The organism is Pseudomonas sp. XP2 (assembly GCF_053557975.1).
This window is the reverse complement of record NZ_JBNRIK010000051.1, coordinates 1-15,238: the sequence shown is the minus strand read 5'-3', so window position 1 is coordinate 15,238 and position 15,238 is coordinate 1. Positions and strand designations below refer to the sequence as shown.

Genomic DNA, 15,238 nt, shown 5'->3' with positions numbered 1-15,238 from the left:
TAGCTCGCGCATAGGCCATTTGCGATGGCGACACTAACTCACCTTTTCGCCCTTACGGCGAGTCACTTTTTGTCAGGCGCGACAAAAAGTAACCAAAAAACGCTGCGCTCCCATCATCCGGCCCCTACGCTGCGCTCCGGGGTTCCCTCACTGCGGCCTCGCTCCCGGGAGGACCGCGCTGCAGGCCCCATCCTGGGGCCCAGCGCTTGACGGGCATCCATGCCCGTCACCTCCCTCCGCAAGGCCTGCGTTCGGCCTCCTGAAGTCGCGAAGATCAAGATCAAGATCAAGATCAAGATCAAGATCAAGAGCAAGAGCAAGAGCAAGAGCAAGAGCAAGAGCAAGAGCAAGAGCAAGAGCAAGAGCAAGAGCCGGAGCTCGGCTTTGGGTTACTTCACTTTGCATGCACCGTAATCGCCACCAACCGCACAACCACCGGCCTGACCATCAGCACACAAACGAACGCCACAGGCATCGCCAGTTGATAGGCCTTCAGCACATTGCTCAGGTACTGCGCAGTAACCCCGGCATTCGCCGCAGTGATCACGAAGCACATCAGTAGCGCCATGATCGACGACATGAAAAAGGCAAAAACGTAAGGCGTAGCACCCGGGTGCAATTTGCGTCGGCTGCGCGACTGGGACAGGTTGCTCATGTGAACTCCTGAAAGGTGAGTGGAGCCGCAGGTTAGCAACCCGCCCGGCCGCAGCTGTAGACCAGCTTTACTGAGTTCTTTATAAAGAGATTCTTACGAATCCGAGAGCTCACGCATGGACCTGCTCAACGCCATCCGCAGCTTCATCAAAGTGGTGGAGGCCGGCAGCATCGCCGGCGGCGCCCGTAGCCTGGGCCTTAGCCCGGCAGCGGTCAGCCAGAACCTGGCACGCCTGGAGGGCCATCTGCAGGTGCGCCTGCTCAGTCGTACCACCCGCAGCATGGCGCTAACGCCGGCGGGTACGCAGTATTACGAGCGTGTCAGGCATATCGAACGTGACCTGGCTCTGGCCGAGCAGGCCGTCACTACGCCAGACAGTGAACCCCAAGGGCGTCTTTGCATTGCCTCGACGTCCGCTTTTGGCCGCCACGTGCTGGCGCCACTCATCCCCGCATTCAGTCGCCGCTATCCACTGCTTTCGATAGAGTTGGTAACGACTGATCGGCGGGTAAACCACGCCCGTGAAGACGTCGATGTGAGCCTGCGCATTGCCCCGCAACTGGAAGACCAGCTGTTGGCTCGGCACATAGCCCGTATCCCGTTCATTTGCTGCGCCTCGCCCGGTTATTTGCAAAGCGCTGGGGTGCCGGGTTCGCCCGAGGCATTGCGCGATCACCGCTGCCTTGTGTTCCGCTACCCGGTGGATGGGCGGTTTTTACGCTGGGGCTTTATGCGCGACGGGCTGCGTTTTGAAGCGGAGTTCGGCAGCGTGCTGATCAGCGACGACATCGACGCACTGACTCAGATGGCGCTGCACGATGGCGGCATCACCCGCCTGGCTGAGTTCATTGTGCGACCGCATCTGGCCAGCGGTGCACTGGTACCGTTGTTCGAGTACAGCGACAGTGGCCAAGCCTACGCCCAGACCGAACCGATGGATATCTACCTGTGCCTGGCCGACCGTTTTGCCATGACCGCGAAAGTGCGTGTGTTCACGGATTATCTGCGCGAGTGCCTTGGGGACAGTTGGCAGGTACAGGCATGAAAAAACCGCCACGAGGGCGGTTTTTCAGAGGGTACGTACGGATCAGAAGCGGTAGGTGAGGGAGGCACCGATACCGTGGGCGCTGTTCTCGTACTTGGCCTGGTAGCTGCCTTTGGTTGCGCTCACCTGATTGACCTTGGTGTCTTCCTCCCACAGGTAGGAATAGGCCACGTCGATGGTCATGTCGTCGTTCGGGCTCCAGCCGGCACCCAGGCTGAACACCTTGCGGTCGCCAGTCGGGATACGTGGCGAACGGTCGTGGTTGTTGGTCGGCGATTGGTCGACGGTGAAGCCAGTGCGCAGCACCCACTCCTTGTTGACCTTGTACGACGCACCAATGGCGTGGGCCCAGGTGTCATGCCAGTTCTGTTCTTCGGTGATGGTCTGGAACGCCGAACCTGCCAGTGGCGCCGGGACATCGTTCTGCACGGTGATGTCTTTCAGGCGGCTCCAGCGGGTCCAGGTGCTGCCTGCATACAGGGTCCACTGATCGTCCAGTTCATGGGTCACCGAGAGGTCGACCGATTCCGGCGTCTTGATCTTCAGCGTTGCGTCGAACTTGCTGCCGTTGAACGGCCCGATCAGCGGGGTGCTGACGCGGGTCTTGCCCTCGAGCTTGTAGTCGACCATCGAGTGATAGGTGAGGCCGACGCGGGTACGGTCGGTGGCCTGCACCAGGATGCCGATGTTGTAGCCAACGGCGGTATCGTCACCCTTGATTTTCACTTCTCCGTCATTACGGCCCGGCGTGAACGGGTTGATCAGGCTCGAGCCCAGTTCCCCTTCGATGCGGTTGATGGTCGGGCCAAAACCGATCGAGACCTTGTCGTTGAAGGCATAGCTGACCGTCGGCTGGAACGTGACAACCTGTACGTGGCTCTTTTTGCCCCAGTAGCGCGCGGCATCATCGCTGCCATAGTCGGTTACCAGGCCGAACGGTACGTAGACACCGAAGCCGACGCTCCAGTGGTCATCGATCGGCTTGACGTAGTAACCCATGGGTACGCCAACGAAAGGCACCATGTCACCATCGGTTTCCCCCCCGAGGTTGCTGCCACGGCCCGAGATATCGGACTTGGCGATAACGGCGGCGGCGCCCACGGTAGCCTGTTCGCGTTTGAGGCGGGACATGCCGGCCGGGTTGCCAAACACGGTGCTGGCATCATCGGCAGAAGAAGAACGTCCCGCGAAACCTGTCCCCATGCTGCTGATGCTCTGTTCGTTGAGCGCGAAGCCGCTGGCGAGCAGTTGGCTGGAAGCAATTGCAACCGCTACGCCGAGGGAGGTTTTGAGCATTACTTTTTTCATTATTAGAAAACTCCTTGGGATCTCCGGGGCGAAAAGCTACCAACAAATCACGCGCTGCGCTATAGCGGCAATCGCTGAAGATAGAGCGCTTTTGTAGGACAATCCGACCAAAATTCCCTTTTTTCCGGTAATGTTGTAGGACGCTTCTTAAGATGCTTGTGGCAATTTCTGATCTATGCAGGTGTGCCAGGCATGGGTGAAGTCGCGCAAGCGACCTTGGGGATGGAAAATCTGCCGCCAGATCCGCGCCAGCGCTAACAGGTCGTCAGCTGCGGGCAGTGGCGTGCCCTGCTCTTCGACCAGCATCCAGGCAATTGCAGTGGAATAGCGCAGGTTGACGGTGAGTTCCAGATGCGGACCGCCCAGGAAGGCGTGCTGGCTGGCCAGGCCGCGTACAAGGCTGGCCAGGTCGGGGTCGCGGGCCAGATATTCGTCCCAGAGTGCCCGGTGACGGTGTTCGCCAATGCGGTAAAGGCCGTGCCCGCGCCGGTCATGCAAAGCTGACCCGAGTGCCGACTGGCTGGCGGCTATGCCCAGCAACAAGGCTTCGGCGCTGGCGCAGTGACGGTTCAGGTAGACCAGGGTGGGTCGGATCACATACTGACACAATTCATTCGCCGCAATACCCATGATGCCCTCGAGCAATTAAGGGCCGGACGGGCGCTGGAGCTTGGCAGCTGGTGAAAGATCAGGCCCGCCGGAAGCGGTAAGCACCGCTCGAGTTGAAGTGTAGTGTGATAATCGTGGTGTAAAGAGCTGTTTTTAAATCGATTGCTGCCTGACGTCCCGGGCTATATGCCCTGAGGCAATTACGCCAAGAACGTTCAGGCAGGCTTACAACAGGCCGATTCAGCGCTTGAATACCACGGTATTCGCCGCTCACGCGGTGAGCGATTGACGAGTCCGGGCGATGACCGCCTGCAGCGGTTCGTTCCGGCTGTACTGTTCAGGGTACAGGCGCTCGGTGTGGCAGGCGACGCCGTGTTCGTCTACCAGGGTAAAGCTGAAGCTGCCCTTGCGTGGGGCAACGATAAGGCACTTCAACGGCGAGAAGGCCTGGGAGAGGGTGCCAATGGCAGCCTGAATCTGATGATGAGTTTGCATAATTGTTGGAGGTTCCTGCTTTAAACACGGGGGATATGATCCGTGCATGATAGAAACGTTCCAGTGACGCCATTATTAAGGGACGAACGAACCTGACTGGAACAGGGCAGCCAGAGGGAGCGCAATCAAATGTGGGCGCTTGGGCTGACTGGTAGGTACTTCGGAAGGCAGGCAGCACTCCGGGGCCAAGGTTCTAGGCCGTCGGGTGGAATCCTGATCAATCTGTCACGTGATTCGTGCTTGAGCAGCCTGAGGCTGGCGAAGTGAATCATCGAATGGGCCGTCCTGGTTTCAGCAGCGCACTCTTGGGGGGAGTGGGTCTGCAAGGACGATGTGGCCCGAATTGACTTTCAGCTTGGTACTAACGAGGGGCACCTTACTGGAAAGATTGGCGCTTGGCAAGCCCTACGTTTGTTCAGGTGAGCCGCGCAGTATGGCGCGTAATCGCATTGCTGTGAAGAGGGGCAAACGGCCCGTATCCAGGCTGATGTGCCCATTTCGTGCACGACAATGACGATTAATGGTGCACTTGTTCACATTCGGGTCAGCGGTTGTAACAAGCCGGCAACACGCCTCAACAGCCTCGCCAATGCCTTGACTGGGCGGTTAAGTCAATGAAAAAAAACACTATTTTTAGCTGGTGAAAAAATCGTCAGTTTGAGACAAAGCCCCAATTTACGGGGCTTTGCGGGGTGTGCAAGGGGGTTGTCCACCGAGTTATCCACAGGAACTGTGGATTGTCCCGGGCGCTTGCTCTAGAACGGGCGTGCCAGCATTGCAACCAACTGTCCGACAATCGACATGCCCCGACAGACCAGTTGGTCATCGACTGGAAAACGTCAAGAAAAGATCATTGAAATTTTTTTTCAATCCTTCAGAAATCGACAGGTCATGGCGGAAAAAAAAGAGTAGAGTGGCGCGCCTTTCGAGTTACCAAGCCTGTTGCTCATGAAGTTTCGCGGTAAACACCTCACCAGCCCCGCTGCATCGACGCCTCTTCCCGAACGCTTTTCCTTGAAAGTTGCCTTGTGGCTGCTCGACAGCCCGCGCCTGGGCGACAAGCGGCAGGTCAAACACTTGGCCGGGCGGCTGCTGAAACAGCCGGCGCGTCAGGGCGTGGTGGTGGCACAGAGCCGTTTGGGGCAGATGCTGTGCCGCGATTGCGGCAATGCCCGCGACCGGCGTATTGGCCATGAACTGCTGCGCCAGGCTGCCCGCGCCGGTGATCGGCGAGCACAGCTGGAGTATGCGCGGCTGTGCCAGAACAACGCACCGGACCAGGCGAAGTAATGCTCCGACAAGCCCCGGGCTGATAAGCTGCACTCAATTTGCAACAGCGTGATCGGGGTAAGCATGACAGTGGATCTGGGCAGCATTCTGCTGGGCTTGGTGGCAGGTGCTTTACCTTGCCTGGTGTGGGTCATGCAGGTGCAGCGCCGCCAGGGTGCACGGCAAAGCGAGCAGGCCTTGCTCGAAGAGCGCTTCAACGCAGCACAACTGACCCTGGCTGGCCTGCAGGCCCAGCTGGAGGCCAGCCGCGACGAAGTCAGCGACCTCAGCGAAGCCAATACCGTCAAGCAGGCTCAGATGGCCGCCCAAGGCCGCGAACTGGAGTTGCTGCAGATTGACCGCGACAACGCCCGTGACGCGGCCCACGCCTGGAGCCTGGAGCGCGCCAACCGTGAAGCCGAGTTGCGGCGCCTGGAGGCGCAGGCAGCGCGTCTGGAGGCCGAACTGCGTGAGCAGCAGGAAAGCCATCAGCAGCGCCTGGAAGACCTGCAGGAAGCCCGCGACACCCTGCGCGCCCAGTTTGCCGACATGGCCACCAAAATCTTCGACGAGCGCGAGCAACGCTTCGCCCAGACCAGCCAGCAGCATCTGGGCCAGTTGCTCGACCCGCTCAAGGAGCGCATCCAGTCTTTTGAAAAACGCGTGGAAGAAAGCTATCAGCAGGAAGCCCGCGAACGTTTTTCCCTGGGCAAAGAGCTTGAGCGCCTGCAACAGCTCAACCTGCGCCTGTCCGACGAAGCCAACAACCTGACCCAGGCTCTGAAAGGCCAGAAAACCCAAGGCAACTGGGGCGAGCTGATCCTTGAGCGGGTGCTGGAGCATGCCGGCCTGGAAAAAGGCCGTGAATACCAGACCCAAGTCAGCCTCAAGAGCGCCGACGGCGAGCGTTTCCAGCCCGATGTGCTGATCATGTTACCCGGCGACAAACAGGTGGTGGTGGATGCCAAGGTCAGCCTCACGGCGTACCAGCAGTTTGTCGCCAGCAATGATGAGGCCGCGCTCAAGCAGCATGTCCAGTCGCTGCGCAGCCACGTCAAAGGTTTGTCGAGCAAGGACTACAACCGCCTCGAAGGCCTGCACAGCCTGGATTTCGTGCTGCTGTTCGTGCCCATCGAGGCGGCCTTCTCTGCGGCCTTGCAGGCCGAGCCGAACCTGTTCCAGGAAGCCTTCGACCGGCATATCGTGATCGTCAGCCCCACCACCCTGCTGGCTACCTTGCGGGTGATCGACAGCCTGTGGAAACAGGAGCGACAGGGCCAGAATGCCCGGGAAATTGCCGAGCGCGCCGGCTGGCTGTACGACAAGTTCGTGCTGTTCATCCAGGACCTGGATGAGCTTGGCAGCCGGCTGCAGCAGGTGGACAAGGCCTATGCGGCGGCCCGTAACAAACTGTGCGAGGGGCGCGGCAACCTGGTCAGCCGCAGCGAACAGCTGAAGCTGCTGGGCGCCCGCGCCAGCAAGAGCCTGCCGGCAGACTTGCTGGAGCGGGCGCTGTCCGATGAGGTGCCGGATGCAGCGGTTACTGAACCTGGCTCAGATGGCGGTTGAGCATGGCGCGCAGGGCCGCCGGCTTGACCGGTTTGGCCAGGTAATCCAGGCCTGAGGCATGCACCATGGCGATGGTTTCCTTGCTGCCGTCGGCGCTGATCACCACGCCTGGCACCGGCTCGCCCAGGCGCGCACGTAGCCAGCCCATCAGCCCGGTACCGGTCTCGCCGTCATCCAGGTGGTAGTCCACCAGCGCCAGATGGGGGCGCATGCCCTTGGCCAGCAGGGCTTCGCATTCGGCCTGGTTGCGCGCGGTCCATACCTGGCAGCCCCAGCGGCTGAGCAGGCTGTTCATGCCAATCAGGATGCTGTCTTCGTTGTCCACGCACAGCACTTGCAGCCCCGCCAGTGGCTGGCCGCCCTGTTGTTCTGCGGGGGCGCTTGGCGCCGGGGCGGCCTGGCGGGCAATCGGCACGCTGACGCGGAACACCGTGCCCTTGCCCGGCCACGAGCGCACTTGCAGCGGGTGCCCCAGCACCCGGCACAGGCCGTCGGCAATCGCCAGGCCCAGGCCCAGGCCTTTTTCGGCGCGTGTCTGGTGGCTGTCCAGGCGCTTGAACTCCTGGAAGATCACTTGCAGCTTGTCGTCGGCGATGCCCGGGCCACGGTCCCACACCTCCAGCCACAGCCGCTCGCCCTGGCGGCGCGCGCCCAGCAGGATCGGGCTCTTGCCGTAGCGCAGGGCATTGGTAAGGAAGTTCTGCAGTACCCGACGCAACAGCTTCATGTCGCTGTCTACCCGCAGCCGGCTGCCACGCAGGCGGAACTCCAGGCCTTTCTCGGCCGCCAGTACCTTGAACTCGGCACCCAGCGTGTCGAACAGTTCGTTGAGGGCGAAGGGCTTGGCGTCAGGGGTGATCTTGCCGTTTTCAAGGCGCGAGATGTCCAGCAGGTCGCTGATCAGCTCTTCGGCCGAGCGCAGCGAACTGTCCATGTGCTGTACCAATTGCTGGGCCTCTTCGTTCATGCCCTCGGCCTGCTGCGACAAGGCGGCGGAGAACAGCCGAGCGGCGTTCAGGGGTTGCATCAGGTCATGGCTGACCGCCGCCAGGAAACGGGTCTTGGACTTGCTTACCGCTTCGGCCTGGCTCTTGGCTTCGGACAACGCCTGGTTCAGTTGCGACAGTTCGTGGGTGCGCTCGGCCACCCGTTGTTCCAGGCCTTCGTTGGCATCGCGCAGGGCCTGCTCGGCCTCACGGAACGGGGTGATGTCGGTGAAACTCATGACGAAGCCGCCCCCCGGCATCGGGTTACCGATCAGCTCGATCACCCGGCCATTGGGGAACAGCCGTTCGGAAGAATGCGCGCGGCCTTGGCGCATCCAGTGCAGGCGCCGCGCCACATGCACCTGTGCTTCGCCCGGGCCGCACAGGCCACGCTCGGCGTTGTAGCGGATGATGTCGGCAATCGGCCGGCCCACGCTGATCAGCCCGTCGGGGTAGTTGAACAGCTCCAGGTAGCGACGGTTCCAGGCCACCAGGTGCAGGTTCTGGTCGACCACGCTGATGCCCTGGTTGATGTTTTCGATGGCGCCCTGCAGCAACGCGCGGTTGAACTGCAGTACCTCGCTGGCTTCGTCGGCGATGCGTACCACGTCTTCCAGCTGCATGTCGCGGCCTTCGATGGCCGCCTTGACCACGGCGCGGGTCGACGAGGTTCCGAGCACCCCGGCCAGTAGGCGCTCGGTGTGCTCGATCCAGTCGCCGTCGGCATTCTGGTTGGGGTTGAAGCCCTTGCCCTGGCGGTAGGCGAAGCGGATGAAGCTCTGCCGGGCGCGCTCCTCGCCAACAAAACGCGACGCCAGGGTCAGCAGGTCGTCGATCTGCACCGCCAGCAATGGCTTGCTGCTGGGGCGGGCGCTGGTCTGCTGGCCGATGAAGCGGCCGGCTTGCCAGTGTTCGGAAACTCGTGTACGCGACAGTACCGAGACCCAGGCGAACAGGGTGAAGTTGCCCGCCAGGGAAAGCACCACCCCTTGTGTCAGCGGGCTTATTGGCAGGCCCAGTGGGTTGCCATGCAGCCAGGCCAGCCCCGGGAACAGCTGCAGCGGCCAGCCCAGGCTATGCGCGGCAATCGGCAGCACCAAGGTGTAGAACCACAGGAAGATGCCTGCCGCGAGGCCGGCGAACACGCCGCGGCGGTTGGCCTGCTTCCAGTACAGCGCGCCGAGCATGGCCGGGGTGAGCTGGGTGACGGCGGCAAAGGCGATCTGGCCGATGGTCGCCAGGCTGGCGGTAGAGCCCAGCAGGCGATAGCTGACGTAGGCCAGCAGCAGGATCACCACAATGGTTACCCGGCGCACCGAGAGCATCCAGTGGCGGAAGGCCTCGAACGGCCGCTCGGCGTTGTTGCGGCGCAGCAGCCAGGGCAGCAACATGTCGTTGGAGACCATGGTCGACAGCGCCACCGCCTCGACGATGACCATGCCGGTGGCTGCCGAAGCGCCGCCAATGAACGCCAGCAGGGCCAGGCTCGGGTGCGCCTCGGCCAACGGCAGGCTGATGACGAACGAGTCGGAAATCACCGTGCCCGGCAGCAGCATCTGCCCGGCCAGGGCAATCGGCACCACGAACAGCGCGGCCAGCGCCAGGTACATCGGAAACACCCAGCGCGCCAGGCGCATGTCCTGGGGTTCGATGTTCTCTACCACGGTGACGTGGAACTGCCGGGGCAGGCAGATGATCGCCATCATCGCCACCGCGGTTTGCACCACCATCGACGGCCAGTTGACGGTTTCTTGCCAATAGTCCTGCAAGTGGATCGACTGGCGTGCCTGGCTGAACAGGTCGTCGAAGCCGTCATACAGGTTGAAGACGACGAAAATACCCACGGCCAGGAAGGCCAGCAACTTGATCAGCGATTCGAAGGCAATCGCCAGCACCATGCCACGGTGGTGTTCGGTCACGTCCAGGCTGCGGGTGCCGAACACGATGGCGAACAGTGCCAGCACCAGGGACACCACCAGCGCGGTATCCTGCACGCGGGTGCCGGTGGCGTCCGCGTTGGCACCGATCAGCAGGTTGACCCCCAGCACGATGCCTTTGAGCTGCAGGGCAATGTACGGCAACACGCCGACCAGGCAGATCAGCGCCACCACCACCGCCAGGGTTTGCGACTTACCATAGCGTGCGGCGATGAAGTCGGCGATTGAGGTAATGTTCTGCTGTTTGCTGATCAGCACCATCTTCTGCAGCACCCAGGGCGCGAAGATCAGCAGCAGCACCGGGCCCAGGTAGATCGGCAGGAATGCCCAAAGCTGTTCGGCGGCCTGGCCGACGGCGCCGAAGAAGGTCCAGCTGGTGCAGTAAACGGCCAGCGACAAACTGTACACCCAGGCACGCAGCTTCGGCGGCAACGGCGTGCTGCGGCGGTCGCCGTAAAAGGCGATGGCGAACATGACGGCCATATAGGCCAGGGCGACCACGGCGATCAGCCCGCTGGACAACGACATGAAAACTCCGAAGCAAAAAAGATAACGCGGTCCCGATCAACCAGTCTGGCACGCAGGTGCCGCTTCGTCAGCGCAGACCATGGTTGTAGGCGAGAGCTTGCTCGCGATTGATCTGAAACAAAACATCATTTTTTTCGGGTGCCCAACCCGTAAAACACCCCCGCCAGCAACACCGACAACACCAGCAGGTAGAAAATTGCCCCCGGCCAAAGGTGCACCAGCGCAAACCCCACCATCACCGGCCCCAGCGCCGCCCCGAGGTTGGACAGGTTCTGCGCGCCGTAATACACCCCGCGCAAGTGCTCCGGCGCGATCAGGTCGATGAACATGTATTCGGCAGGGATCACGATGATCTCGCCCAGGGTGAACACCAGCATCGCCAGGCACCACGCCAGCACCGAGCCTGCCAGCGAAAAGCCCAGCAGCCCGGCGATGAACAGGGCCATGCCGGCCAGCAACCAGGGCATCAGGTGCTGGCGGCTGATGCGCCGGCCAATCAGGTACTGCAGGGCGATCACCGTCACTGCGTTGGTGGTGACCAGGTAGCCGACCAGCCGCGCCGCCTCCGTCGGGCTGCTGGTGACCACCAGGTACTGCGACAGGTAGGCGGTGAATTGGCCGAACACCACCGCGCTGAGCACCCCGCCCAAGGTGAAATACACCAGCCGGCGGTCACGCGCCAGCCCCAGCGCCACCTGGCCGAAGCCGGCCGCAGGCTTGTCCGGTGCGCTCGCCTGCAGGTCACGGTCGCCAAGGCGCCAGTAGGCCAGGCACATGCCCAGGCCTAGCAGGGCCGAGGCGATGAACGGCATGTGGTCGTCCAGTTCCAGCATGGCGACCCCCAGCAGCGGGCCGGCGGCGTAGCCGACGTTGCTGAGGGTGTACTTGATGGCGAACACCTCGGCCCGCGCTTCCACTGGCAGCAAGGCACAGAAGCCTGCCTTGGCGGCGATGTCGACCACTGCAAGCGCCAGGTTGATCAGCACCAGGCACAAAAAGAACAACAGTGCCGATTCACTGACGACCGCGGCGACGAAGGCCAGGGCGAACAGCAGGGTGCTGGCGCTGACCAGCGTGTGGTTGCGCACGGTGTCGACCAGGTGGCCACCATACAGGCTCAGCAGCGAGGCGATGATCAGCGCGCCACCGATCAGCAGGCCGATCTGGCTGATCGGCAGCTGGAAGTTGTCGGCCAGGTACACCACCAGGTAGGGCAGGGTGAGGGCGCGGGCGACAGTGAGGGTGAACGTGGTCAGCAGCAGCAGGCGTACGGTGTGCGGGTAGCGTTTCAGGGCAGCTAGCATTACCACGTCCTTGTTGTTCTGGTTTGCCGGGCACAAGCATAAGCCACATGTGGCCTCGGCAGGAGTGCCCGGGCTGCTTCTGCAAAAAGCGTGTAGGCTTGCCAGCCAAGGCATTTGCCATGCAGATTTGTGGCCTGACGTGCCCGGCGCGCCTCCAATTGAAAAGCCCTCAGGACCAAGGACGATGAGTCACTCCTCGCAATTCACCTTGCTCGGCAAGCGGCGCTTCCTGCCGTTTTTCATCACCCAGTCGCTGGGTGCCTTCAACGACAACCTGTTCAAACAATCGCTGATCCTCGCGATCCTGTTCAAGCTCAGCCTTGGCGACGGTGACCGTTCGATCTGGGTCAACCTGTGCGCCTTGCTGTTCATTCTGCCGTTCTTTCTGTTCTCTGCGCTGGGCGGGCAGTTCGGTGAGAAGTTCGCCAAGGACGCGCTTATCCGTGCGATCAAGCTGGCCGAGATCGTCATCATGGCAATCGGTGCGCTCGGTTTCATCACCAACCACCTGGCGCTGATGCTGGTGGCGCTGTTCGGCATGGGAACCCACTCGGCGCTGTTCGGCCCGGTGAAGTACTCGATCCTGCCGCAGGCCCTGCGCGAGCAGGAGTTGGTCGGCGGCAACGGGCTGGTGGAAACCGGCACGTTCCTCGCCATCCTTGCCGGCACCATCGGTGCCGGGGTCATGATGTCGGCCGACAGCTATGCCACGGTAGTGGCCTGCGGTGTGGTCGGCACTGCGGTGCTCGGCTACCTGGCCAGCCGCTGGATCCCGCGGGCCGCTGCCGCCTCGCCGAACATGGCGCTGGACTGGAACATCTTCAGGCAGTCGTGGGCAATTCTGCGCATGGGCCTGGGGCAGCCGCCCGCTGTGTCGCGCTCGATCGTGGGTAACTCGTGGTTCTGGTTTGTCGGGGCCATCTACCTCACGCAGATCCCGGCCTATGCCAAGGACTGGCTGCACGGCGATGGCACGGTGGTGACCTTGGTGCTGACGCTGTTCTCGGTGGGCATCGCCTTGGGTTCGTTGCTATGCGAACGGCTTAGCGGGCGCAAGGTGGAGATCGGCCTGGTGCCGTTCGGCTCGTTCGGCTTGACCCTGTTCGGCCTGCTTTGGTGGTGGCACTCCGGCGATGTGCCGGTTGCAGCGGCGCCGCACGACTGGCTGGCGCTGCTGGGCATGGGCCAGGCCTGGTGGATTCTGCTGTCGATCGTCGGCCTGGGCGTGTTCGGTGGCTTCTACATTGTGCCGCTGTATGCGCTGATTCAGGCCCGCACGGCCGAAGACCAGCGCGCCCGGGTGATTGCGGCCAACAACATCCTCAATGCCTTGTTCATGGTGGTGTCGGCGGTGCTTACCATCATCCTGATGGGGATTGCCGAGCTGAGCATCCCGCAGCTGTTCCTGGTGGTGTCGCTGCTTAATATCGCGGTCAACGCCTACATCTTCAGGATCGTGCCCGAGTTCACCATGCGCTTCCTGATCTGGCTGCTCAGCCATTCGATGTACCGCGTGCAGCACCGCGACCTTGAGCGCATCCCCGACGAAGGCGCGGCGCTGCTGGTGTGCAACCACGTGTCGTTCGTTGATGCATTGCTGCTGGGCGGAGCAATCCGCCGGCCGATCCGCTTTGTGATGTATTACAAGATCTACAACCTGCCAGTGCTCAACTTCGTGTTCCGCACCGCAGGCGCCATCCCGATTGCCGGGCGCAGTGAAGACCCCGCCACCTACGAGCGGGCCTTCGCACGCATTGCCGGGTACCTGGCTGCTGGTGAGCTGGTGTGCATCTTCCCGGAGGGCAAGTTGACCGGCGATGGCGAGATCGATGTGTTCAAAGGCGGCGTCAAGCGCATCCTCGAAGAAACGCCGGTGCCGGTGATTCCGCTGGCTTTGCAGGGGTTGTGGGGCAGTTTCTTCAGCCGTGACCCGGCCAAGGGCTTTTTCAGGCGCCTGTGGTCGCGGGTAACCATTGTGGCGGGCGCTGCCATCCCGGTGGAGGCAGCGCAGCCTGAGCTGTTGCGCGAGCAGGTCAGCCGCCTGCGCGGTGACCTGCGCTAGCCAGGCAGGGTCAGCTGGCGCTGACTTTCAGGCCGACAAGGCCGCAGACGATCAGCGCCACACTGACCAGACGTACCAAGGCCATGGACTCGCCGAACAGGATGATCCCGGCGATGACAGTGCCGACTGCGCCAACACCGGTCCAGATGGCATAGGCGGTGCCCAGCGGCAGTTCTTTCATGGCCAGGCCGAGCAAGCCCAGGCTGATGACCATGGCGCCGACCGTGAGTACGGTGGGAATCGGTTTACTGAAGCCGTCCGTGTATTTCAGGCCCACGGCCCAGCCGACCTCGAAGAGGCCGGCGAAGAACAGGATGATCCAGGACATGTGAGTGTCTCCATCGTTTAAATGATGGGGCCGTCCCCGGAATGGTCACGCGGTGCGTCGTGAGGCCGTCCTCACCGTGGGCACTATGGTGCACACCTGCAGGTTTCAGGGCAAGCCTGTGCCGGCCTCTTCGCGGGTAAACCCGCTCCCACAGGGACCGTATAGGTATCAAGCCTTGCGCAGCACCTGTGGGAGCGGGTGTACCCGCGAAGAGGCCCGCACAGGCAGACATCAATGCTTGGCCGGTTCGATCCCTTCAGCCTCAGTCTCAGGCTCATCCATGCGCCGGAACCAGGTCGACAACAACGCCCCGGAAATATTGTGCCAAACGCTGAACAAAGCACTCGGCACCGCCGCCAGTGGCGAAAAGTGCGCCGCCGCCAGTGCCGCCCCCAGCCCGGAGTTCTGCATGCCCACCTCCAGCGCCAGCGACTTGCGCTGGGCCAGCGGCAGTTTGCACAGCTTGCCGGTCAGGTACCCCAGCAAATAGCCGAAGCTGTTGTGCAGCATCACCACCGCCATGATCAGCAGCCCCGACTCGGCGATTTTCGCTTGGCTGGCAGCCACCACCGCGCACACGATCATCACAATGCTCACCACCGACACCAGCGGCAGTACCTGCACCGCCGCCTGAACCCGGGCACCGAGCAGGCGCTGGGCCAGCACGCCGAGCACGATCGGCAGCATCACCAACTGCAAGATCGACCAGAACATGTCCATGAAGGACACCGGCAACCAGGCCGACGCCAGGAACCAGATCAGCGCCGGGGTCAGCAGCGGTGCCAGCAGGGTGGTTACTGCCGCGATCGCTACTGCCAGCGCCAGGTCTCCGCGGGACAGCCACACCATCACGTTGGATGCCGTGCCGCTCGGGCAGCAGCCGACCAGGATCACGCCCACGGCAATTTCCGGCGGCAGGTGGAACAGCTGGCACAGCAGCCAGGCCATGCCGGGCATGATCACGAAGTGCGCGACGACCCCCAGCATCACCCGCCACGGCTGGCGGGCGAGGGCGGCGAAGTCGTCGAGCTTGAGGGTGAGCCCCATGCCGAACATCACCAGCCCCAGCAGCGGCACAATGGCGACCTTCAGGGCGATGAACCATTGCGGTTGCAGAAAGGCCAGCACGGCAAACACCAGCAC

The 15,238-nt window shown here is 62.3% G+C and carries 12 protein-coding genes and 1 pseudogene; 5 read left to right on the top strand and 8 right to left on the bottom strand.

Translation table 11 applies throughout. The annotated features are described in order from the left end of the window. The first annotated feature begins 219 nt into the window (after positions 1 to 219). Complete coding sequence (locus ACK1VC_RS28455; RefSeq protein WP_191087919.1) at positions 220 to 414, top strand: hypothetical protein; 195 nt, start codon at positions 220 to 222, stop codon at positions 412 to 414. Here ACK1VC_RS28455 and ACK1VC_RS28450 read toward each other — a convergent pair. Continuing rightward, entirely contained in the window at positions 395 to 655 is a 261-nt protein-coding gene (locus tag ACK1VC_RS28450; RefSeq protein WP_016485290.1) for a DUF2798 domain-containing protein, read from the bottom strand. The genes ACK1VC_RS28455 and ACK1VC_RS28450 overlap by 20 nt on opposite strands. 115 nt (positions 656 to 770) lie before the next feature. Between ACK1VC_RS28450 and ACK1VC_RS28445 the strand changes: the two genes are divergently transcribed. Then, entirely contained in the window at positions 771 to 1,700 is a 930-nt protein-coding gene (locus tag ACK1VC_RS28445; RefSeq protein ID WP_016485291.1) for a LysR family transcriptional regulator, read from the top strand. 42 nt (positions 1,701 to 1,742) lie between these two features. Here the strand turns inward: ACK1VC_RS28445 and ACK1VC_RS28440 are convergent, their stop codons facing one another. From ACK1VC_RS28440 to ACK1VC_RS28430, 3 genes are all read right to left on the bottom strand, one after another. Then, positions 1,743 to 3,008 carry an OmpP1/FadL family transporter gene (locus ACK1VC_RS28440; protein ID WP_023048965.1) on the bottom strand — a complete coding sequence of 422 codons (1,266 nt, stop codon included), beginning with the start codon at positions 3,006 to 3,008 and terminating at the stop codon, positions 1,743 to 1,745. A gap of 147 nt (positions 3,009 to 3,155) precedes the next feature. Next, positions 3,156 to 3,638: a hypothetical protein gene (locus tag ACK1VC_RS28435; protein ID WP_016485293.1), complete on the bottom strand. Its 483-nt coding sequence runs from the start codon at positions 3,636 to 3,638 to the stop codon at positions 3,156 to 3,158. Positions 3,639 to 3,887: 249 nt separating this feature from the next. Beyond that, positions 3,888 to 4,112: a hypothetical protein gene (locus ACK1VC_RS28430; protein WP_009686213.1), complete on the bottom strand. Its 225-nt coding sequence runs from the start codon at positions 4,110 to 4,112 to the stop codon at positions 3,888 to 3,890. A 948-nt stretch (positions 4,113 to 5,060) separates the two neighbouring features. On the opposite strand from ACK1VC_RS28430, the pseudogene ACK1VC_RS28425 reads away from it, so the two are divergent. Beyond that, a pseudogene (locus ACK1VC_RS28425) lies at positions 5,061 to 5,399 on the top strand (sel1 repeat family protein); the annotation flags it as partial. Positions 5,400 to 5,579: 180 nt separating this feature from the next. Then, on the top strand, positions 5,580 to 6,950 hold the full coding sequence (gene rmuC, locus ACK1VC_RS28420; protein WP_161775563.1) for a DNA recombination protein RmuC: 1,371 nt from the start codon (positions 5,580 to 5,582) through the stop codon (positions 6,948 to 6,950). Here rmuC and ACK1VC_RS28415 read toward each other — a convergent pair. Then, positions 6,922 to 10,401: a hybrid sensor histidine kinase/response regulator gene (locus ACK1VC_RS28415; protein ID WP_191087345.1), complete on the bottom strand. Its 3,480-nt coding sequence runs from the start codon at positions 10,399 to 10,401 to the stop codon at positions 6,922 to 6,924. The genes rmuC and ACK1VC_RS28415 overlap by 29 nt on opposite strands. Positions 10,402 to 10,526: 125 nt before the next feature. After that, positions 10,527 to 11,705: an MFS transporter gene (locus tag ACK1VC_RS28410; RefSeq protein WP_023048188.1), complete on the bottom strand. Its 1,179-nt coding sequence runs from the start codon at positions 11,703 to 11,705 to the stop codon at positions 10,527 to 10,529. A gap of 184 nt (positions 11,706 to 11,889) precedes the next feature. Between ACK1VC_RS28410 and ACK1VC_RS28405 the strand changes: the two genes are divergently transcribed. After that, complete coding sequence (locus ACK1VC_RS28405) at positions 11,890 to 13,767, top strand: MFS transporter (protein WP_191087346.1); 1,878 nt, start codon at positions 11,890 to 11,892, stop codon at positions 13,765 to 13,767. 10 nt (positions 13,768 to 13,777) lie between these two features. Here ACK1VC_RS28405 and sugE read toward each other — a convergent pair whose 3' ends face one another. After that, positions 13,778 to 14,095 (bottom strand): quaternary ammonium compound efflux SMR transporter SugE, encoded by a 318-nt coding sequence (gene sugE, locus ACK1VC_RS28400; protein WP_012270979.1) that lies wholly within the window; start codon positions 14,093 to 14,095, stop codon positions 13,778 to 13,780. Positions 14,096 to 14,326: 231 nt separating this feature from the next. Further along, positions 14,327 to 15,238 (bottom strand): bile acid:sodium symporter family protein (locus ACK1VC_RS28395; RefSeq protein ID WP_449118176.1); only part of this gene is annotated, 912 nt, incomplete at its 5' end.

Bases quoted from the DNA above. Each gene is read 5' to 3' on its own strand.
- ACK1VC_RS28455 (WP_191087919.1), top strand. From the start codon at position 220: ATGCCCGTCACCTCCCTCCGCAAGGCCTGCGTTCGGCCTCCTGAAGTC.
- ACK1VC_RS28450 (WP_016485290.1), bottom strand. From the start codon at position 655: ATGAGCAACCTGTCCCAGTCGCGCAGCCGACGCAAATTGCACCCGGGT.
- ACK1VC_RS28445 (WP_016485291.1), top strand. From the start codon at position 771: ATGGACCTGCTCAACGCCATCCGCAGCTTCATCAAAGTGGTGGAGGCC.
- ACK1VC_RS28440 (WP_023048965.1), bottom strand. From the start codon at position 3,008: ATGAAAAAAGTAATGCTCAAAACCTCCCTCGGCGTAGCGGTTGCAATT.
- ACK1VC_RS28435 (WP_016485293.1), bottom strand. From the start codon at position 3,638: ATGGGTATTGCGGCGAATGAATTGTGTCAGTATGTGATCCGACCCACC.
- ACK1VC_RS28430 (WP_009686213.1), bottom strand. From the start codon at position 4,112: ATGCAAACTCATCATCAGATTCAGGCTGCCATTGGCACCCTCTCCCAG.
- ACK1VC_RS28415 (WP_191087345.1), bottom strand. From the start codon at position 10,401: ATGTCGTTGTCCAGCGGGCTGATCGCCGTGGTCGCCCTGGCCTATATG.
- ACK1VC_RS28410 (WP_023048188.1), bottom strand. From the start codon at position 11,705: ATGCTAGCTGCCCTGAAACGCTACCCGCACACCGTACGCCTGCTGCTG.
- ACK1VC_RS28405 (WP_191087346.1), top strand. From the start codon at position 11,890: ATGAGTCACTCCTCGCAATTCACCTTGCTCGGCAAGCGGCGCTTCCTG.
- sugE (WP_012270979.1), bottom strand. From the start codon at position 14,095: ATGTCCTGGATCATCCTGTTCTTCGCCGGCCTCTTCGAGGTCGGCTGG.